A 19,456-nucleotide genomic window follows, 5' to 3' on the forward strand; every position below is an offset into this window, starting at 1 on the left:
TGCCCGCCCCGAATAACGTGAACAGTATAGTGTGGTAAACTGGTCGTTCTGTATCCCGTCAGGATACAGATGGGGGGAGGAGCAGGTCTGGCATGGCGACAAAAACGGCATCAACGAACGCAGCGCAGGAACAGGATGGTGATGCCAACCTGTTGGATACTCAGTCATCCGCGGTCAAAAAGCTGATCGCAAAGGGGCGCGAGCGCGGATGCATCACGTTTGATGAGCTGAATGCCGTTCTGCCGCAGGATAAAATGTCCTCCGAACAGATCGAGGACATTATGGCCGTCCTGTCCGAAATGGGCATCCAGGTTGTTGAAAACGAAGAGAGCGAAGAAGGCGAAGCTCAGAAACCCGTCGAAGAAGACGAAGAATCGGACGAGGACGAGCCCGAAGCCGAAGCTGACGCCGAAAGCCCTGCCGCAGGGAATGTGAACGAAAGTGCCGGTCGTACGGATGACCCGGTTCGCATGTATCTGCGCGAAATGGGGACCGTCGAACTGCTTTCCCGCGAGGGCGAAATTGCCATTGCGAAGCGGATCGAGGCTGGCCGGGACGAAATGATCGGCGGCCTGTGCGAAAGCCCGCTGACCTTCCGCGCCATTATCTCGTGGCACGAAAAGATCCGTAACAATGAAATGCTGCTGCGTGACATTGTGGACCTTGAAGCCATGCAGAGTGGCGGCCCGATGGAAGAAGGGGCTGAAGGCGGTGAAGGCTTTGCCGACTCTGAAGCCGAAACCGAAGAGGCGGAAGAGCCGGATACCGAATCCGAAGGCGATATTGAGGGCGAAGGCAGTGGCCTTTCCCTTTCTGCGCTGGAAGAAAAACTGAAGCCGGAAATTCTCGCGCATTTTGCTGAAATCGAACCGCTGTATGAAGCCCTGCGTAAATTGCAGGTCCAGCGCATTGAAGCCCTGACTTCGGGCGAAGATGTGGATGGTGCGTTCGAGGAAAATTATATCGCGCTGCGTGACCAGTTGGTGAGCAAGGTTGAGCAGGTTCACCTGCACAACAACCGGATTGAAGATCTGGTGGCTCAGCTCAAGCAGATGTTCCAGCGGTTGAACATGCTGGAAGGGCGTATGCTCCGTCTGGCGGAAAGCTGCCGCGTCTCCCGTGATGACTTCCTGCTGAAATACCGTGGTCGCGAGCTGGATCCGGGCTGGATGGACATGGCTTCCGCCCTGCCGGGACGGTCCTGGAAGAATTTTGTGGCCAAGCATGCCGCAACTGTTATTGACCTGCGGAACAATGTGGCCGGTCTGGCGCAGGAAACCGGGCTGCCAATTGGTGAATTCCGGCGTGTTTATGCGACGGTCGCCCGTGGTGAGCGGGACTCTGCGCGCGCCAAGAAGGAAATGATTGAGGCCAACCTGCGGCTGGTTATTTCCATTGCCAAAAAGTACACCAACCGCGGCCTCCAGTTCCTTGACCTGATTCAGGAAGGCAACATTGGCCTGATGAAGGCGGTGGACAAATTTGAATACCGCCGTGGCTACAAGTTCTCCACTTACGCCACATGGTGGATCCGGCAGGCCATTACGCGCTCCATCGCCGATCAGGCCCGCACCATTCGTATTCCGGTGCATATGATCGAGACCATCAACAAGCTGGTTCGCACCTCGCGCCAGATGTTGCATGAGATTGGTCGGGAACCTGCACCGGAAGAGCTGGCCGAGAAGCTTGGTATGCCGCTTGAAAAAGTGCGCAAGGTGCTCAAGATCGCCAAGGAGCCGATTTCTCTCGAAACCCCAATCGGGGATGAGGAAGACAGCCATCTTGGTGACTTTATCGAAGATAAGTCAGCGGTTATCCCCTTGGATGCCGCTATTCAGACCAATCTGCGTGAAGCCACAACGCGTGTTCTGGCGTCTCTGACGCCGCGTGAAGAGCGCGTTCTGCGTATGCGCTTTGGTATTGGTATGAATACCGACCATACGCTGGAAGAGGTGGGGCAGCAGTTCAATGTGACCCGCGAGCGTATTCGTCAGATTGAGGCCAAGGCGCTGCGTAAGCTCAAGCACCCCAGCCGTAGCCGCAAGCTGCGTTCCTTCCTGGATGATAACTGATCTAGGTTTTCTTCAGCCTGTTACGCGCATGAAAGTGCTGGTCACTTTCATGCGTATGGGCCACCCACCTGCAACGCCCGCATTGGCTTTGCCGCAAGGGTGGGTGCTTGAAGATGATGTGCATCTTTCCGTTACTCAATATCGTACCCTGCATTACGGCGTTGGCCGGAACTGTTGTTGGTGGATGCGGCAGGTTCTGTCCGACAAGGCGTTGGGGCGGCTGCTGGCAACTGCTCCCATAAAAATTGGCCTGTTGCGGGAGCGGGGACTCATCCGTGGGTTCTATGAACTCAATCTGACTGACCCGCAGGATATTAATCTGGCCTACTTTGGTCTGCTGCCCGAAGCCATAGGGCAGGGTGTCGGCCGGGCTTTTCTGGATGGGGTTTTGCGCCGGGCATGGGCTTATGGCCCCAAAACAGTCCGGGTTAACACCTGTACCGCCGACCATCCCCGCGCTCTGCCCCTGTATAAACAGATGGGGTTTGAGGTTATCCGGCGCGTGGAGGAGGAATGGGATGTGCCAGACCGCCTTGGTCTGGATATTCCGGCACATCTGCGCTGCTAAAATTCTTGCATTTTTGGGCAGGGTGTGGTTGACACTCCCTTTCCCTGCCGGGCTCAGGCATTGGTCCGGCTATACCCTTGGTTTCTGGCCTGTTCAGGAACCCCGCTGTCCGAAAGGGTTCGGCGCGGAGGGGTTGATTGTATCCGAAGGGAGCAAACATGCCACTTTATGAAAGCGTGCTTATTGCACGTAATGATATTTCTCAGCAGCAGGTGGACGCGATTCTGGACGGTATTGCCGCTCAGATCGAAGCAGACGGCGGTGCCGTTCGCAAGCGCGAATACTGGGGCCTGCGTAGCCTCGCTTACCGCATCAAAAAGAACCGCAAGGGCCACTACGCCCTTCTGGGTCTGGAAGTGCGTTCCGAGCTGCTTAAGGAAATTGAACGCCAGCTTTCCCTCAATGAAGACATCCTGCGTCTGCTGACGCTGCGGGTGGATGAAATTGACGAAGCTCCGTCCCCCGTTCTGTCCCGCAAGGGTGATGATCGCGGCGAACGCGGCTTCCGTGGTGGCGCCAAGCCGTCCGGTGGTCGCTTTGAAAGCGGTCGCGGTGGCCGTCGCGGTGGCGACGACCGGCCTGCTGAACAGTCCGAAAACGCAGCGGAGTAATCTAGATGTCTGAAACCACAGAAATCAATCCCGCCGCCCGTCGTCCGGCTGTTGGCGCTCGTCGTCCGTTCTACCGTCGTCGCAAGTCCTGCCCGTTCTCCGGCCCCAACGCGCCGAAGATCGACTACAAGGACGTGCGTCTTCTCAGCCGTTTCCTTTCCGAACGTGGAAAGATCGTGCCGAGCCGTATTACGGCGGTTTCCGCAAAAAAGCAGCGTGAACTGGCACAGGCTATCAAGCGTGCCCGCTTCCTGGCTCTGCTTCCTTACGTTGTAAGCTGAGGGGAACAACCATGGCTGCTACAGAAGTAATCCTGCTCCAGCGCGTTGCGCATCTGGGGCAGATGGGTGACGCGGTTAAGGTTCGTCCGGGTTATGCCCGTAACTACCTGCTGCCGCAGGGTATGGCTATTCGTGCGAACGAAGCCAACCGTGCCCGTTTTGACCGCGAACGGGCTCAGCTCGAAGCGCAGAACATCAAGAATCGTGAAGAAGCAGAACGTCTGTCCGAACGGATGGAAGGTCTGGCTGTTGTCCTGATCCGTCAGGCTGGTGACAGCGGCAGCCTGTATGGCTCCGTGAGCACCCGCGATGTTGCGCAGTCCGTGTCGGAAGCTGGGTTCACCATCTCCCGCCAGCAGGTCTCCCTTGCACACCCCATCAAGTCTCTGGGGCTGTACGAAGTTAAGGTTGCCCTGCACCCGGAAGTGGTGGTGTCTGTTATCGTTAACGTTGCCCGTTCGCAGGAAGAAGCTGAACGTCAGGCACGTGGCGAAGCGACCTCCGTGGAAGAAGAAGCAACTCTGGCTGGCGACGAAGCTTTCGTTGAAGGCGAAATTGTTGCTGACGCAGAAGATGCCGAAACTCAGGACGCAACTGCCTGATTTTTCGCTCTTGCGAGGTTATAAAAAGAGGATCGGCTTTTGGCCGGTCCTTTTTTTTGGCCGTTTGCCCGTTTCGTTCTATGTAGTCACAGGACATTCAAACATAGGGAAACTTTTGCATGAAACGCCTTCTAGACCCGATCTTACGGCATTTTGTGGAATCCGGTTCCCTGCGTGTGATGTGGCCGGATGGCACAACCACCGCCTACAGGGGTACAAAGCCCGGCCCGCAGGCAGGCGTGCATTTAAAAAACACGGCAGCCGTCCGCTCTCTGGTTTTTAATCCGGGGCTTGCTTTTGGCGAGGCCTACATGAACGGCTTGCTGGAGCCGCTGGATTGTACGCTCTACGATCTGCTGGATCTGCTGATGCTGAACGCCATGAACCCCTCTGGGCATGTGACTGAGCAGCTTTCTGCAGCATTGCGCTATGTGCGGCGTGGCTGGATTCAGTTCAACTCGGCGTCTCGTTCCCGGCAAAATGTGGCCCACCATTATGATCTGGGTAACAGCCTGTACGCATTGTTCCTGGATAAGGACTGGCAATATTCCTGCGCCTATTTCCGCACCGGGCAGGAAACTCTGGACGAGGCGCAGGAAGCCAAGAAGCACCATATTGCCTCCAAACTCAAACTCGACCAGCCGGGGCTGGAAGTGCTGGATATTGGCTGCGGTTGGGGAGGGATGGCGCTGACACTGGCCAAAGATTATGGCGCAGTTGTAACCGGCATTACCCTCTCGGAAGAGCAGTTGTCTTTTGCACGCAAGCGGGCACAGGATGCGGGGCTGGAAGATCGTGTTCGTTTTGAACTGCTGGATTATCGCCATTTGCAGCGTAAGTTCGACCGGATTGTTTCGGTCGGCATGTTCGAACATGTTGGCGTCGGACACTACAAGACGTTTTTTGAGACCCTTCGCAAAAGTCTGAAAGAAGATGGCATAGCCCTGCTGCACTCCATTGGCCGAAGCGATGAGCCGGGTACGACCAACCCGTGGATGAACAAATACATCTTCCCCGGTGGGTACTCCCCCGCGCTGAGCGAAGTGTTTTCTGCCGTTCAGCAAACCGGTCTATGGGTGACGGATTGTGAGATCCTGCGCCTGCATTACGCCAGAACAATCGCGATCTGGCGTGAGCGGTTTGAGGCCAAACGTGCGGACGCCGTGGCGATGTATGATGAACGCTTTGCCAGAATGTTTGAATTCTATCTGACGGCGGCGGAACTGGCCTTCCGCGTGCAAGGGCACATGAACTTCCAGTTGCAGCTTTCGCCTTCCATCAGTGCTGTGCCTTATACGCGTGATTACATGGTGGATGCAGAACGCGCCAAAACGTCTAGCTGCTAAGGGCCAGATGTGCGTTTGCAAGCCGGTCGAACTCTGCAATGGTCAGGGTTTCGGCACGGCGGGTGCCGTCAATATCGGCTGCGGCCAGCAGCTTTTCACCATTCAGGCTTTTTAGAGAGCCACGCAGCATTTTGCGGCGCTGCCCAAATGCTGCTGCCGTGACGCGTTCCATGGCTTTGAACAAAGCCGGGGAAGGCTGGTTGGCATGGGGGGTAATGCTGGCTACAGCAGACCAGACGGCAGGCGGCGGGGTAAAAGCCCCCGGCGGCAACTTCATGACAACGGCGCAATCTGCGCACCATTGGCTTAACACGGCCAGACGACCATAATGTGCGCTATCCGGGGCTGCGCAAATGCGTTCGGCCACCTCAAGCTGGAACATAAGGGTCAGTCGTTCCCATGCTCGGCCTTGCCGTAGCCAGCCTATGAGCAAGGGCGTGGCAACATTGTAAGGCAGATTGGCAACGACCTGCCGTGGGGCAGGGCATAGTGTTGTCAGGTCACGCTTGAGGGCGTCTGCCTCAACCACGCGTAACCGATCAGGGTAAAACTGGGCGAGCTCCTGAATAACCGCCACGGCGCGCGTATCCAGTTCCACAGCCGTAACCGTGTTGGCACCGGCAGCGAGCAAAGAGCGTGTGAGTCCCCCCGGACCCGGACCGACTTCCACTACATGCTTGCCAAGCAGGGAGCCAGCAAGGGCCGCAATATGGTCAGTAATGCCCGGATCTAGCAGGAAGTGCTGGCCAAGAGCCTTGCGGGCATCCAACTCGTGCCGGCGAATAACGTCGCGCAGGCTTTCCAATTCAGGAGGCAGGGTTATGCCCCTTTCAGTTTTACGTGCAGGTCAATCATGGCGCGGCGGTGCAGGTCGCTATCCAACTGGCGGGCTGCCTGCTCCACGCGTTCGTTCATTAACTGATCTGCAATTTCGCTGGGGGAGCGGTTGGAAAAGTTCTTCTCCGTTTTGGAGCAGACCATAAGCAGATCAATCCCGTCGCGCGAGACCATGGGGCGGGAAACCTGACCAATAGGCAATTCAGCCAGAACAGCCTGCATCTGAGGGTTCAGGCGTTCAAGCGGCAGTTCACCCGGATCAGAGGGGCGTTTTTCCCCTTCTGCTTTATTCACCGCTTCCATGGCTTCGCAATTATGGGTGGACTGAATGACCTGCATGGCCTTCTGCAGGGCGGCCTCCTGCTGCGGCGTGACGTGCTGGGGGTCCAATGGTGTTTCAAACGGCAGGAAGGCCTGCCGAATGTTAATCATGTGGCCCATTTCCTTACCGATGATCCGCTTGCCATTCAATGTGACAATAAGGAACCCACCGGGGACGGTAATGGGGTTGGAAACAGCGCCAACGCCCACAGGCATCTGCCGGACAATATCGACCACGCTTGGGTCCAGTTCATCCTCCTGCACCCAGCCCATGGAGCCGCCATCCAGTGCAGTCTGACTTTGGGAGAACTGCGCCGCAACAATGGGGAAGGGGGCCCCTTTGCGGAGTTCCTCAATAACCGTGTTGGTAAAGGCCAGTTCTTCTTCCGCATGGCGGGGGTCGTCTACCTTGACGAAAATTTCGCTAATTTCGTACTCGGTGCGGCCTTCTTCACGCTTCAGGGCGGCCTGACGCTGGGCAATATCACCAGCGGAAACGCGCGAGCGTGGTCCCAGCTCCTGCCGCAGAACCTGAATCCAGCCGATCTGCACGCGCAACTGGTCGATGAGCGTGGTGAGAGAAACGCCGTCCTGCGCAAGGTGGCTGCGCAGGGTGCCTTCGGGCATACCGTTGCGTTTTTCAATATTCCCAATGGCGGCGGCTATCTGCTCGGGGGCGATGTTGATGTGGCGGCTCAGGATTTCCTGCGTGCGCAGTTTTTCATCAATCATCTGGCGGATAATCTGCGGACGCAGGCGGGCCATCAGATCATCGGATACAGGTAGGCCCGTTGAGAGCGCAAAGAGTTTGCCACGGTTGTCCACGTCTCTTTTGGTCAGTGGAATGCTGTTTACAACCGCAATGATCATATCATCCGGTTCTGGCTGCGCTGGGGCCGCCGGTGTTTTGGCGGCGGGGGCGGCACGGTGGTGGGTCGCCGCCTGCACGGCGGGAGGAGCCACACAGACCGGGAGGGTCAGCGCAGTAAGAGAACAACAAGCCAATGTTAAGGAGCGCAGACGCATACGGAACGGTCTTTCAGCTTTCTGCCATATCAGAACGATCTGTTTCTGATACCGGAGATGGCACTATTTTTGAAGCAGTTCTTACTTAAGCCCAAAAGCCCCGAGTGTTTTGAGGCTGACGGTGACCAGATAGGTCGAGTTACGCTGCTCCCCACCAATGGTGGTGTATTGCTTCATGTATAGGAAGTCGATACCGAAACAGTCGTTCACATATCCGAAGTCCCCACCCAACGAGACGAAATCCTTGCGGGACAGGCTGCGCCGGGCAAAGCCGGAAGCGTGCCAGTTGTCCCAGTCCACGGAGACACCACCACTCAGTTCGCTGGTTTTGGTCGTGTAAAGCTGGTTGGGGGAATAGGCCCGGTAATTGGTTGCAAAATAATAGTAGGGGGTCACGGGTTCGTACACATAACCGCCGCGTAGGCGGAAGTGCGGAATACCGGCGCTGAAGAGCGCATCGCCAAAGTTGATTTTGGTTGTATGCGGGTCCAGCCGCATACGGGCCGTAAAGTCAAAATACTGGTTAGGAATGACGCGCGCGCGGGCCACTACATCCGACGCATGGTGGTTCAGGCCGGAATAGGGGAGCATGTCACGCGTTATGTGTTCCTGAAAACTTTCCCCGGCCAGCAGGTCTACAATATGCCCGTCCCATGTCCAGTTGGCATGAATACCCACGTTGCCGCGTAACCCGCCATCCAGCCTGTCCGTGCCTTGGTAGCGGTTGAGGGAGAACAGCGTGCTGTCGGTAAATTCGTAGCTCATGCTGTCTTCGTTGGGGATCAGATCGTTTAGCCCGCCGCCCGTGTTGGGCGCATAGATTCCCTGCACGATCGGTTCGATAAGCTGTGTGCCACGGCCATGTTCGAAGGTGCGCACAAAAGGCCAGTTGGTTTTAAGCGCAATGGTTGGCAGAACCTGCCCGCTCACGGAGGTGCGGGCTGTGTTGTAATATGTTGGCTGCTGGTACAGCTTGCGCGCGCGATACACCATTGAATCCAACCGCAAGGTCAGCAGGAACTGCTGGCCCATTTTGGTGTGGAATGGGCGGTTCCAGTTTAGCTGGAGTTCCCCGCGCTGGTCGGACACCCCGTTATCACGCTTGACGTTGAAGTCTGTTGTGTTGACGCTCAGACGCCCACCCAGAATATCCGGCTGCCCTGTAAAGTTGTACGTAAAACGCGGCAGAACAAGCGGCAGGTCCGCGTTGTGAATGACACCCTGGTTCAGCCCTTGATAGTACTGTCCATCCAGACGGGTGTAGGAGCCGGTGCCAAAACCTTCCAGATAAGCGTTGGAATTGAGGGTATCCGCCCCATATCCCTGCACGCGGTAGTCACGCATATAGTTGGCCGAACTGGCGAGGTTGATGTTGGCCCCACCCCGCCAGTAGCGGTCTATGGAGAAGTTGCCGCTGGCAAACACATGGCCCTGTACACCGTGGTTGCCCCCACTGCGTTCTTCTACGCCAAAGCTGTTGGTGTAGGTCTGTGCTCTGTGGGTGTCATACGCAATGCCCCCACGGATGTTCAACTGGCCAAAATTGAGGCGGTTGCGATACAGCGCACTGAGCTGAGGCCCCGTTTTGGTGGCGAACAGGCCCTGAACAGTCATGTCAGACTGGTTGTTGATGACCCAGTAATAGGGAATGGTGAAATACGTCCCCAAGTAGCGGTCATGCGGGGTGATGCCGGGCATGAGAAAACCGCTACGCCGCTTGGCGGAAGGGTCGGTCATAGAAAAATAGGGAAGATAGACGACCGGCACACCCATGATGTCCAGATAGGCATCGCGGAAGTCTATTTTCTGGTGTTCGAGGTCCTGCGTGCCATTAAAGGCGCGGAACTGCCAGAAGGGCGGACGGGTTTTGTCTTTTTCGCAGATTTCGCAGGCCGTGTACACAACGCGGCTCAGGTCGTTAATCTTGCCGCCTGTACGCCGCACGCCGTTGGCCGCCATTTTGGCATTGTCCGGCATGTTGGCGTTGACGTGCAGCATGATGCCATCCTTCATGCCGCCCGTCAGTTCCGCATAATGGGCGTACATGACTGAACCATCGGACTGAATGGTCGCCACATGTCCACGGGCCGCCATGACACCCGTATCTTTATCATACACAATCTTGTCGGCCCGCAGAACACGGTCACCCTGCCAGACCTGCACGTTCCCGGTCCACGTAACGGTGTGTTCTACGTCGTTATAATCAACCTTGTCGGCCTGAAAGGTGGCCGGGTCGTTGGAGGAGGTCGGCCGCCCGGTATTGAGGTGCATGGGCTGTGGTCTGAACTGGGCGAAGGCCGTTTTGGGGTGGCTGACCACCAGACATGCCGCAACACTCCCCAGTGCGGTTGCAGCACTAAGGGCAGAGCGGCGGCGCAGCAGGGCGCTGCAAAAAGGCCGGAGCGCCACGATCAATCAGCCATCCTCCAGATGAAGAAGTAATGCAATAGCAAGGCAAAGCCCGGCAAGGGTAGGCGCCCACGCAGCCAGTACCGGCGGCAGTGCCCCTGACTTACCAAGCTGTTCAGCGACTTTGGATATGGTGAAAAGCAGAAAACCCGCCAGAACACCAGACCCAACCATTTTGGCCACGCCACCCCGGCGTGAAGGACGCATGGAAAAGCCAGCGGAAACCAGCGCCATGGTGCCCGCAAGCATAGGTAATGCCAGAAGAGATTGAAAATGAATACGGTGACGTATTGACGAAAATCCTGAATGTTCCAACTGGGTTATAAAGCCCGGCAATGTCCAGACGGAGAGCGCATCGGGGGAGGCAAAGCTCTCTTGCACCCGTTCCAGCGTCAGCGTTGTGGGGAGGGTAACGGTGCCAACGGGGTGCAGAACGCTGTTAGGCCTGACCTCGGAGGCGTATCTGAGCTCCCACCCGGCATTTTTCAGATACCCATCGGGGGCTTCGATTCGCATCATCAGCTTGTCGTCATGATCCAGCCGAAAAATGCTGACATTGCGAATATGCAGTTCCCCCTCTTTTACCTGTACGCCGCCCGCATGGAGTATGGCCTCTCCATGCGGGTCATATTGCGTATCTGCCTGCCGGAGCCAAAGGGAGCCGCTGGACAGGCTGAGTGGCCCCCCGCCTGAACGCAAATACTGCTGGTCCAGTTCTTCGGCCCGGCGATACATGGCGGAGGAAAGGGGGGAAACCATGCTGGTGGCGACCGTGCCAATAAGAATGGCGCACGCCAGTGGAGCGGCAAGAAACTGCCATGCCGAAATACCAGACGCCCGCGCTACAATCAGTTCGGACGAACGGGTTAGCCGCCAGAAGCAGATAATGCCCCCCAGCAGAATGCCGAATGGCAGGATTTCGATCATGAAGTAGGGAATATGGAGCCCTGCAATTTCCGTCACGATGTTGGTGGACACATCAGGGCGGGTCGCAACCCGGCGGAGCAGGTCAATAAAGTCGAACAGGCACACAATGCCGGTGAGGGAGGCGATTGTGGCCATTATGGACAGCATGAATTGCCGCGCAATATAGCGCGAGAGGGTCACGGCAACGATCATGCGGGGCTATGCTCTCTCATGCCTGCTTGCGCACGCGCAGAGAGGTTTTTACTTCCGGGGCGAACAGCAGGTAGGAGCAAATAACCCCCGGCAGGATGGCAACAAGCGGAATAAGCGGAATAAGGCGCATGTTGCGCCCGGCCAGATTTTGCAAAAGCAGCGTAATGGCCAGCAGACCAACAACACTGAGCACGGCAACCAGTGGACGCTTGATGTTGCTATGGCGGGAGAACGCCCCGCTCAACACGGCAAACAGGCCAACCATGGCAAAGGAAAAGCATGTGAGGGGGGAGGTCAGGCGCCGCCAGCCTTCCACTTTGAACTTGCCTGTATCCCGCGCGGAGACTTCCTTGGGGTTGGGGGAGAGCAGTTCGGACAGAGACATCTCGGCAGAATCCCTGTCTCGCTGGCCGGTCTGATGTACGGTTGAAAAATCCATGGTGTCCTGTTTGAAAACAAGCATGTTCAACCGCCCCGTCTTGCGGTCGATAACCTGACGGGAGCCATCATAAAGCACCACGCGGGGCACGTCATTGACAATGACCATATTGCCGTGGTTGGCCAGAATTGTGGCGTGGCTGTCGGGTTGCCGGTCATCTTCCACCAGAATACCCCACAAAACCCCATTCTGGTCGCGGGACCGGATATACACGGTCATAGTGTTGGACACTTTGGTAAAAACGCCATCCTGCAGCAAAAAAGCCGCCATCTTGTTCCTGATCTGGAATTCGTACTGCCTGAACGCATGGTAGGAAGAGGGCACGATCCACATATTCAGCACAAAAACAACCAAGGTCGAAAAAGCAGCACAGATCAGCCCCGGTCGCGCCAGAGCAAGGGGGGACATGCCAGAAGCCTGCATGACCGTTAGTTCACGGTCACTCGCCAGACGTTGGTAAATGAACAGGCAGACCACAAAGGTTGTAATGGGCATGACAACCGCCACAAAGGACGGCATCAGCAGGCTGGTCAGGCCGATAAAGACGCGTAGGGAAAGGCCACGGTCCACAACCAGCGAGACAAAATGCAAAGACTGCATAAGCCAGATGAGCGCAGCTAACCCTCCCGTTGTGGCTGCCAGTGCAATCAGCAACTGGCGAAGCACATAGTGGTCCAGCGTCAAAAATTGACGCCTGTACCACAGAAGGAGGGAGCGGGCAGACATAGTGTCGGTTATCTACCTCTGCGATGCCAGAGGCAACAGGCGCACGTGTAATCCTTCTATAAAATCGAGACTACAAAACGCTTTGACCGGAACTAGAACATAAGCATCACGCCGCCGGAAGCGGTGTTGTCGCTTTCCTTATTCCCCCCATGCGCGGAGGAGGAGGTGTGGGCATATTCCCCAATTACGGTCAGCCAGTCGGTCAACTGGTAGTAGGCAGCACCAACTTCGGACTGGTTGCGGCGTACCAGTCCGGCGGCAGATTCCTGTTCCGCGGCAAGGTTTTCGCCCGATGCCAGATACAGGTTGCTGACGCCGTAACTGCCAACAATTTTGAGCTTCTTGGTGGCATGGTAGGCGGCTTGAACGTAATAGCCTTCCGATGCGCGTTTGCGCCCGTTATCGGCCACGCCATCAAAGAACAGGCCTGTCGTGCCCAGCCCGCTGCCACGGTAGTAGTAGGCAACGCCTTCCAGCGGGCCATAAGTCAGCTTGGTGCCAATATCGCCCGCTTCCACCATGGTGGAAACATGCTCGTTAGCGGTCAGGCTGGCGCTGGTTAGCGCCTGCATATGCTGGATCAGGAAGCTGGCCCAGATATGGACCTGCACATCGGAGACCGAGAAGTCATACACCGCACGCCCCTGAATCATAGGGGAAGAATGCTGGGTGGAAGCCGCAGAGTAGTGGCTGGGCGCATCCGTGGTGGCTGTGGGGTTGGTGGCATCGGCGTAACCGAACTCATCCAGCGGCTGGAAGATGCCAACAGATCCCTGAAACCCGCCAATTTTGGGGGAGGTGTAGGAAATCTGTGGGATCCAGTCAGCATAAACATAACCGACGCCAATACGGCCAAGAGATGTATTGCCGGGGGCGGAGTTGCTGCCGGTGGAGCCTACACTCAACAAGGTTGCGTCATTCAGGATGGCGTCACTGGCGAACAGGGCAAGGTCACGACCGATTTTGAATGTCCCCATGTCCTTGTTGCCAAAGGTCATGTAAACCTGACGAAGGTCGATGCCAGCCGTACCAAGGCCCACCGGACTACCACCGGAGTTGGCGTTAAAGGCGCTGGGCTTGGCGTTATCCAGCCCCGGATACATGCCCAGAACGGCGGAAATATCCATGCCCTGCTGGACGGTGTTCATCTTGAGAATAAAGCCAGCAGGGAGCAGGCCGTTCCGTACGGCCGATGAGTCAAACCCGCTGGAGCCGGAAGAAACACCCCCAGCCACCGGTCGGCCCCCAGCAGGGCTGTTGTAAGAGTAAAAACCGTTTACAAAGCCGGACAGGTTGATGTTGATTGGCCCTGCCTTGAAGGTCAGCCCCTTGCCCGGCACATATTTGGCAACGCGCACAAATTCACCACTGTTCAGCGCCGCCGCCGCCGCCGCAGCCTGAGCAGAGCGCGCGCTGGCTTCCGCCCGTGTGGCGGCATCTTCTGCCCGCATGGAAACGTCTTCCTCACCCGCGCCGGGGTCGAAGCGAATACCGGGTTCGTAACCGGACTGCGCGCCGTGTGCGGCATGGGCCATGGCTGTCCGCGTGCCGCCAGACGCAACATGCGCGGGATGTCCCGCATGGGGTTCGGCTGTAAGGGCCGCATGACGTACGTGCTTGGCCAGAAGTACGTCGTATTCATGCTTGGTCAGGCTGCCTTTTACGCGCAGCACATCCAGCAGGTCTGCGTAGTCATCTGCGTAGGCTGGCGCAGGGAGCAAATGCGGCATCCCGGCAACTGATGCAGCCATGACAGTAGCAAACAGTGCCTTTTTTCCCGATGCCATGAAATGTGTACTCCCTTGAATTCCCTTGTTCTCTCTGGGAGCCAAGGCCCGCTGTCGTCAATATGTGGATAGGGGGCGGCAAGCCTGTGTTCTGGTGGCAGAGCTATCGGATTTACTGGTGTCTGGTCTGCATATTGGGCGCGGATGAGGGGTATTGTGGAACGGGCTGTTTGCCGCGCATGGCATTCCTACAGTTAAAATAGTGTAATAAATTCAGTTATTTATAAAGTTTTTGGCATATGTGAGGGGTAAAAAATTCGCTTTAAGGATGAGTGGTTCACGCGCCCGCCAAAAGGAAAACAGAGGCGTGAGAGTTGAAAAACAAGTGAGCAGTTCAGATTTTGTGAGGGCTGAGATCACGTAATATTTATCGTTATAACAAGGGGTTCTGGCAGTTTGAGGGGGGTGAATCACGCAATGGTCATGGGGCCAGCAGCGTGTTGCCGCGTTGAACAGACCGTTTGGGGTGCGCCCAACGACGCGTATTGTGGAGGTCCGGGCCTGTCCTGTAACAGGGATTACAGGGTGCCTGCCGGTGTGGCCGTGGCACAGTCAGGCGGCATCCGCCGGGGAAGATAGAACGCGTGTTGGTGGACGAGAAAGACAAGGCTGCAAGGCCCGCCGATGAGCCGCCCGTATTAGGGCATGTGACCGTGCCGGACGTGGCGCTACCAGCCTATGCAGGGCGGCCTGTAAGCTTTTTGCTGCGGTATATGCGCGCCCGCCTGCTGGGGCACGTGCTGGTTTTTGGGGCCGTGGGAGGGGCAATTAGCAGTATTGTCCTCTCATCCTATGGTATTCGCCATCTGGTGGACCTGATGACAGGCCATTCAGGTGCTTCCGCTGTGTCCGCCGTATGGAGCGCGGTGGGGGTGCTGATCGCGCTGATCGTGGCGGATAACATATGCTGGCGTATTGCGGGCTGGTTTGCCGCCCGTACGTTTGTGGCGGTCACAGGGGATATACGGCAGGATCTGTTCCGTTTTCTAACAGGGCATTCCCCTGCCTATTTTGCCGACCGTATGCCTGCCTCTCTGGCAGCCCGCATTGCAACGGCGGGAAATGTCAGCTTCACCATTGAGAACATGCTGGCGTGGAATGTGCTACCACCCAGCCTGAATGTTCTGCTCTCTGTTGTGCTCATGCTTTCGGTGAGCTGGACCATGGGAGGCGCAACCGTCCTGCTGGCAGGTGGGTTGTGCCTGATTATGTTCCGGCTTGCGCTCAAGGGGCGCCGCCTGCACGGCCATTATGCGGTGGCTGCCGCCGGGCTGGAAGGGGAAACGCTGGACGTTATGGGCAATATTGCCCTTGTGCGGGCGTTTGGTATGCGCAACCGGGAGCGGCAACGCTTTAACGCTCTGACCGAGCTGGAAATGGGCGAACGGCTTAAATCCCTGCGGTACATGGAGCGGCTCCGCATGATTCATGCGGGTATGACGGCGGTGCTCACTACGGGGCTACTAGTTTGGGCAGTTCTGCTCTGGCAATGGCAGCAGGCCAGTGTAGGGCAGGTGGTTATGGTCATTACGCTGGGTTTTGCCATTTTGCATGGTACGCGGGACCTTGCCTTGGCGTTGGTGGAAACCATCCAGCATAACGCGCGCCTGTCGGAAGTCTTGTCCTCCCTGCTGGTGCCGCATGATATGCCTGACCCGGAAGACGCCGTGCCACTGCCCAACCCGGTGCGGGGGGATGTGCGTTTTGGTGATGTAACGTTTGCTTACCCCGGAGGGGAGCCGGTTCTCTCGCATTTCAATCTCCATATTGCTGCCGGGAGCCGGGTCGGGTTGGTGGGGCGCTCGGGTTCGGGCAAAAGTACTGTGCTGGCCCTGTTGCAACGGATGCGCTTTGTGCAGTCTGGTTCCATATTGATTGACGGGCAGGATATTCGGGACCTGACGGATGATGCCCTGAGGGCGTGCCTGTCTGTTGTGCCGCAGGATGTCTCTCTCCTGCATCGCAGTGTTATGGAAAACATCCGCTATGGTCGGCCAGAGGCGAGTGATGAGGAAGTCCGGGCGGCGGCTGCCGCGGCAGGCTGTGCCACGTTTATTGAGGCCCTGTCCGAAGGGTTCCGAACCATAGTGGGGGATAGGGGCGTCAAGCTATCAGGCGGTCAGCGGCAGCGTATTGCCATTGCCCGCGCCTTTTTGCGCAACGCGCCCATTCTGATACTGGACGAAGCAACCAGCGCACTGGATACGGAAAGCGAGGAACACGTCCAGCAGGCGCTTGACCGGCTTATGGTCGGGCGTACGGTTATTGCCGTGGCGCACCGCCTGTCCACCTTACGAAATTTTGACAGAATCGTTGTTATGCAGGATGGCAGAATTGCTGAGGACGGCCCACCTGCGCAACTTGAACGGCAGAATGGTCTCTACAGCCAGTTTCTGAACAGGCAAATGGCACATGCGCAATGACATTTAATTCCACCACCATACCAGCGCAGGGTGAGAGCAGGCCCGAAGGGCGGGGCGCTCTGGCAGCGTATGCCTACCAGCAGATCCGTGACCAGCTTATTTATTGTCGCTATCAGGGTGGGGAGCGGTTGGTGCTTCGGCCTTTGGCGGCCTCCCTTGGGTTAAGCCCGACCCCCGTGCGTGAGGCGCTGCTACGCCTTGTGTCCGAGCAGGCGCTGGTGCTGGATGAGCGGAACACAGCGTGTGTACCGCTTACATCTCGCTCTGTGTTTCTGGACATTCACGGTGTGCGGGAACTGCTGGAGGAGCGGGTGACCCGTGAGTTGGCGGCCCATATTACACCTGAGCAGATTGCCGTGATGGAAGAAAGGCACAAAGCCTTTATTGCAGCTTATGAGGCAGGGGAGCCTCATGCCACAGCTATTACCAATGTCTATTTTCACAGCACAGGGGCCAGTTTTTCCAAGCTCTCAGTGACTGTGGGGCTAATCCGTGGTTTGTGGACCCGTATGGGACCAATTTATGCGGCGGCAAATGGGTTGCCCACCATAAGCCCCGCCAACCCGGACCATCCTCATTTGCAACTGCTGGAAGCCTTCCGGGCCGGAGATGCCGATGCTGCGGTTAAGGCATTGAAGCGGGACTTCACGCAGGCCAAGGAATGGCTGGAGCCTTTGCTGCCAAACTAGGCGCGGGGTGGAGAAGGGGCTCCATAAAAAACGCCCTGTTCATGCCATAGTATCTGGCATGAACAGGGCGTTCGTTTTTTTGGGCCGTCTGCCTTGTTTGCAGGGCTTGAGGCTGGTCAGCTCTTTTTGGAGTTTTCCAGCTTGTCGGTCAGGCCGGGAACTTCAACATCAATTTCCAGAACAGAGCACTGGGCACCCCGGTCCATTTTGATCTGAACCTTGTCCTGATCGACCGCGACATGCCGCTTGATGACTTCCATAATCTCGCGGTGCAGCTTGGCCAGCAGATCGTCCTTGCCGTCACCTACCGCAATACGTTCATGCGCCAGCAGAATCTGTAGCCGGTCGCGCGCGACCGGAGCCGATGAGCGGCGCTTGAAGAGGTTGGAGAGAAATGTCATGCGACTCTCCGCTTAAACAGCCAGTCAAACAGGCCCTTGCGTTCCGTGGGGATGGTGACTTCCACCTTCTCACCCATCAGGCGGCGTGCGGCTTCGGTATAAGCGCGGGCTGGCGCGCTTTCCGGTTCCGCAATGGTAACAGGCGCCCCTACGTTGGATGCTTTGAGCACATCCGGGCTTTCTGGAATGATGCCCAGCAGCGGGATGGACAGAATTTCCAGCACATCGTCCGTTCCCAGCATGTCCCCCCGGGCAGCGCGCTGCGGGTCGTAGCGGGTGATCAGGAGGAATTTCTCCATTTTTTCACCGGCTTTGGCCTTTTCCGTCGTGCTGTCCAGCATCCCGATAATGCGGTCACTATCACGCACGGAGGAGACTTCGGGGTTGGTCACAATGACGGCCATATCAGCATGGTGCATGGCCAGTTGTGCGCCGCGTTCAATACCCGCAGGGCTGTCGCAAATGACCCAGTCAAACTTCTTGCTCAGATCGGCAATAACCTTGGCAACACCTTCCGGCGTCAGGGCGTCTTTATCCCGCGTCTGGGAAGCAGGAAGGAGGGAGAGGGTATCAACCCGCTTGTCCTTGATCAGGGCCTGCGCAAGGTTGGCATCGCCCTGAATGACATTGATCAGGTCAAACACAACGCGGCGTTCGGCACCCATGACCAGGTCCAGGTTGCGCAGACCAACGTCAAAATCAACCAGAACGACATTCTGGCCCGCCTTGGCCAATGCTGCCCCAAGAGCTGCGGTGGTGGTGGTCTTGCCGACACCCCCCTTGCCTGACGTGACGACCAGAACCTTTGCCATCAGTCTTCCTCTTCCTTCGTAAGCCGGTAATGCCAACAGCTTTATGCTGCGGCGTAATCTGGATGAGACATTACAATCTGTACGGGAAAATGAAACTTATAATCTGACATAAATACGGTTTTTATAGCATGTTTTATACAAACCCCCATCAGGACAGGGGTTTGAAAACCAGCGTTTCGCCAGCAAGCATCACCTGTGCAGGGTTGCCCGTGCATTTTGCATCCATTTCTTCCGCCGTGGCGTAGAATCCATCAATGGCGACAAGTTCGGCCGCGAGGTTGCGCGTAAAAATACGGGCGTCCGCATTGCCGCCAATTCCGGCAATGGCTCGGCCACGCAGGGCGCCGTAAACATGTACGGACCCGCCAGCGGTCACTTCCGCCCCGGAGGACACAGCTCCCAGAATAACCACATCCCCATCAGGCCAGATAATATGCTGCCCCGAGCGCACGCTTTCCTCAATGACAAGGGTAGGCGGGGGCGCTTTATCATCTTCCGGCACAGAGAGCGGGCCGGAGGCGCGGCCGCCTAGCGGGCTTTCGCGCCAGTCCCATTCTGCCACGGCGGGCCATGACTTATCCCCCCCTTCAATACCCAGCACATGGATGCCACGCTCCTTGAGAGCGGGTAGGAGGTGGGGCAGATCGGGCGTGTCCGCCTGCATCATGCTGAGGTCAAGAATGACTGGCTTGCCAGCAAAAAAGCCCATGGCGCGCTTGATCTGGTGGTCCAGTGCCGCCAGCCAGTCAACCAGCGGCGCTTCAGGCGTGAGGGTCAGCGCCAGAAAGGAACGTCCTGACATACGAATGCGGGAGGAGGGGGAATGTGTGCCGGACAACGAACAGATGCTCTCTCAAAAACAGGAACGCCATTAGCGTGTAGAATAACAGGAGCGTATTGCAACAGGGAAGACTGTGTGGCGTGTCGGATTTTCTACGTAAAGGGGGTATGTGGAAATTGATGGTCGTTGCCCGGTTTTCCCTCTGG

At 57.1% G+C, this 19,456-nt stretch carries 17 protein-coding genes; 8 read left to right on the plus strand and 9 right to left on the minus strand.

Annotated features, from left to right (window positions below; all coding sequences use genetic code 11):
• The first annotated feature begins 92 nt into the window (after positions 1-92).
• The 6 genes from rpoD to AGA_RS06745 all read left to right on the plus strand — a co-directional run bounded on the left by rpoD (position 93) and on the right by AGA_RS06745 (position 5,480).
• Positions 93-2,072, plus strand: coding sequence for an RNA polymerase sigma factor RpoD (gene rpoD, locus AGA_RS06720; protein WP_059023581.1), 1,980 nt, complete (start codon positions 93-95; stop codon positions 2,070-2,072).
• Positions 2,062-2,640 carry a GNAT family N-acetyltransferase gene (locus AGA_RS06725; protein ID WP_059023582.1) on the plus strand — a complete coding sequence of 193 codons (579 nt, stop codon included), beginning with the start codon at positions 2,062-2,064 and terminating at the stop codon, positions 2,638-2,640. Before rpoD ends, AGA_RS06725 begins: the two co-directional genes overlap by 11 nt.
• A gap of 158 nt (positions 2,641-2,798) precedes the next feature.
• Entirely contained in the window at positions 2,799-3,251 is a 453-nt protein-coding gene (rpsF, locus tag AGA_RS06730; RefSeq protein WP_059023583.1) for a 30S ribosomal protein S6, read from the plus strand.
• 5 nt (positions 3,252-3,256) lie between these two features.
• On the plus strand, positions 3,257-3,532 hold the full coding sequence (gene rpsR / locus AGA_RS06735; RefSeq protein ID WP_025827191.1) for a 30S ribosomal protein S18: 276 nt from the start codon (positions 3,257-3,259) through the stop codon (positions 3,530-3,532).
• An 11-nt stretch (positions 3,533-3,543) separates the two neighbouring features.
• On the plus strand, positions 3,544-4,134 hold the full coding sequence (gene rplI / locus AGA_RS06740; RefSeq protein WP_059023584.1) for a 50S ribosomal protein L9: 591 nt from the start codon (positions 3,544-3,546) through the stop codon (positions 4,132-4,134).
• 119 nt (positions 4,135-4,253) lie between these two features.
• Complete coding sequence (locus AGA_RS06745; RefSeq protein WP_059023585.1) at positions 4,254-5,480, plus strand: SAM-dependent methyltransferase; 1,227 nt, start codon at positions 4,254-4,256, stop codon at positions 5,478-5,480.
• Here AGA_RS06745 and rsmA read toward each other — a convergent pair.
• The 6 genes from rsmA to AGA_RS06775 form a co-directional block, all read right to left on the minus strand.
• Complete coding sequence (rsmA, locus tag AGA_RS06750) at positions 5,470-6,285, minus strand: 16S rRNA (adenine(1518)-N(6)/adenine(1519)-N(6))-dimethyltransferase RsmA (protein ID WP_231945729.1); 816 nt, start codon at positions 6,283-6,285, stop codon at positions 5,470-5,472. The two genes, AGA_RS06745 and rsmA, sit on opposite strands and share 11 nt — an antisense overlap.
• Positions 6,286-6,299: 14 nt before the next feature.
• A complete protein-coding gene (locus AGA_RS06755; protein ID WP_059023587.1) occupies positions 6,300-7,664 on the minus strand; it encodes a peptidylprolyl isomerase in 1,365 nt (454 codons plus the stop codon).
• Between the two features lie 81 nt (positions 7,665-7,745).
• Positions 7,746-10,073 (minus strand): LPS-assembly protein LptD, encoded by a 2,328-nt coding sequence (locus tag AGA_RS06760; protein WP_059024706.1) that lies wholly within the window; start codon positions 10,071-10,073, stop codon positions 7,746-7,748.
• 6 nt (positions 10,074-10,079) lie between these two features.
• Positions 10,080-11,192, minus strand: a complete 1,113-nt coding sequence (gene lptG / locus AGA_RS06765; protein WP_059023588.1) for an LPS export ABC transporter permease LptG — start codon at positions 11,190-11,192, stop codon at positions 10,080-10,082.
• Positions 11,193-11,208: 16 nt separating this feature from the next.
• Positions 11,209-12,357, minus strand: a complete 1,149-nt coding sequence (gene lptF, locus AGA_RS06770; RefSeq protein WP_059023589.1) for an LPS export ABC transporter permease LptF — start codon at positions 12,355-12,357, stop codon at positions 11,209-11,211.
• Between the two features lie 92 nt (positions 12,358-12,449).
• Positions 12,450-14,144, minus strand: a complete 1,695-nt coding sequence (locus AGA_RS06775) for a porin family protein (protein ID WP_059023590.1) — start codon at positions 14,142-14,144, stop codon at positions 12,450-12,452.
• Positions 14,145-14,734: 590 nt separating this feature from the next.
• Here AGA_RS06775 and AGA_RS06780 point away from each other — a divergent pair.
• Together AGA_RS06780 and AGA_RS06785 are read left to right on the plus strand one after the other, a co-directional pair.
• Positions 14,735-16,567, plus strand: coding sequence for an ABC transporter ATP-binding protein (locus tag AGA_RS06780; protein ID WP_059024707.1), 1,833 nt, complete (start codon positions 14,735-14,737; stop codon positions 16,565-16,567).
• A complete protein-coding gene (locus AGA_RS06785; protein WP_059023591.1) occupies positions 16,564-17,256 on the plus strand; it encodes a GntR family transcriptional regulator in 693 nt (230 codons plus the stop codon). The genes AGA_RS06780 and AGA_RS06785 overlap by 4 nt, the downstream gene beginning before the upstream one ends.
• A 116-nt stretch (positions 17,257-17,372) precedes the next feature.
• On the opposite strand, the gene minE is transcribed toward AGA_RS06785, so the two are convergent.
• The 3 genes from minE to minC all read right to left on the minus strand — a co-directional run bounded on the left by minE (position 17,373) and on the right by minC (position 19,307).
• Positions 17,373-17,657 (minus strand): cell division topological specificity factor MinE, encoded by a 285-nt coding sequence (minE, locus tag AGA_RS06790; protein ID WP_059023592.1) that lies wholly within the window; start codon positions 17,655-17,657, stop codon positions 17,373-17,375.
• Positions 17,654-18,469 (minus strand): septum site-determining protein MinD, encoded by an 816-nt coding sequence (minD, locus tag AGA_RS06795; RefSeq protein ID WP_059023593.1) that lies wholly within the window; start codon positions 18,467-18,469, stop codon positions 17,654-17,656. The genes minE and minD overlap by 4 nt, the downstream gene beginning before the upstream one ends.
• Positions 18,470-18,617: 148 nt before the next feature.
• The gene (gene minC, locus AGA_RS06800) at positions 18,618-19,307 is read right to left on the minus strand and encodes a septum site-determining protein MinC (protein WP_083503573.1); all 690 of its coding nucleotides are present in this window, start codon (positions 19,305-19,307) and stop codon (positions 18,618-18,620) included.
• Between the last annotated feature and the right edge of the window lie 149 nt (positions 19,308-19,456).

Source organism: Acetobacter ghanensis, from assembly GCF_001499675.1.
Taxonomy (GTDB): Bacteria; Pseudomonadota; Alphaproteobacteria; order Acetobacterales; family Acetobacteraceae; genus Acetobacter; species Acetobacter ghanensis.

Bases quoted from the DNA above. Each gene is read 5' to 3' on its own strand.
- rpoD (WP_059023581.1), top strand. From the start codon at position 93: ATGGCGACAAAAACGGCATCAACGAACGCAGCGCAGGAACAGGATGGT.
- AGA_RS06725 (WP_059023582.1), top strand. From the start codon at position 2,062: ATGATAACTGATCTAGGTTTTCTTCAGCCTGTTACGCGCATGAAAGTG.
- rpsF (WP_059023583.1), top strand. From the start codon at position 2,799: ATGCCACTTTATGAAAGCGTGCTTATTGCACGTAATGATATTTCTCAG.
- rpsR (WP_025827191.1), top strand. From the start codon at position 3,257: ATGTCTGAAACCACAGAAATCAATCCCGCCGCCCGTCGTCCGGCTGTT.
- rplI (WP_059023584.1), top strand. From the start codon at position 3,544: ATGGCTGCTACAGAAGTAATCCTGCTCCAGCGCGTTGCGCATCTGGGG.
- AGA_RS06745 (WP_059023585.1), top strand. From the start codon at position 4,254: ATGAAACGCCTTCTAGACCCGATCTTACGGCATTTTGTGGAATCCGGT.
- AGA_RS06755 (WP_059023587.1), bottom strand. From the start codon at position 7,664: ATGCGTCTGCGCTCCTTAACATTGGCTTGTTGTTCTCTTACTGCGCTG.
- lptG (WP_059023588.1), bottom strand. From the start codon at position 11,192: ATGATCGTTGCCGTGACCCTCTCGCGCTATATTGCGCGGCAATTCATG.
- lptF (WP_059023589.1), bottom strand. From the start codon at position 12,357: ATGTCTGCCCGCTCCCTCCTTCTGTGGTACAGGCGTCAATTTTTGACG.
- AGA_RS06775 (WP_059023590.1), bottom strand. From the start codon at position 14,144: ATGGCATCGGGAAAAAAGGCACTGTTTGCTACTGTCATGGCTGCATCA.
- AGA_RS06785 (WP_059023591.1), top strand. From the start codon at position 16,564: ATGACATTTAATTCCACCACCATACCAGCGCAGGGTGAGAGCAGGCCC.
- minE (WP_059023592.1), bottom strand. From the start codon at position 17,657: ATGACATTTCTCTCCAACCTCTTCAAGCGCCGCTCATCGGCTCCGGTC.
- minD (WP_059023593.1), bottom strand. From the start codon at position 18,469: ATGGCAAAGGTTCTGGTCGTCACGTCAGGCAAGGGGGGTGTCGGCAAG.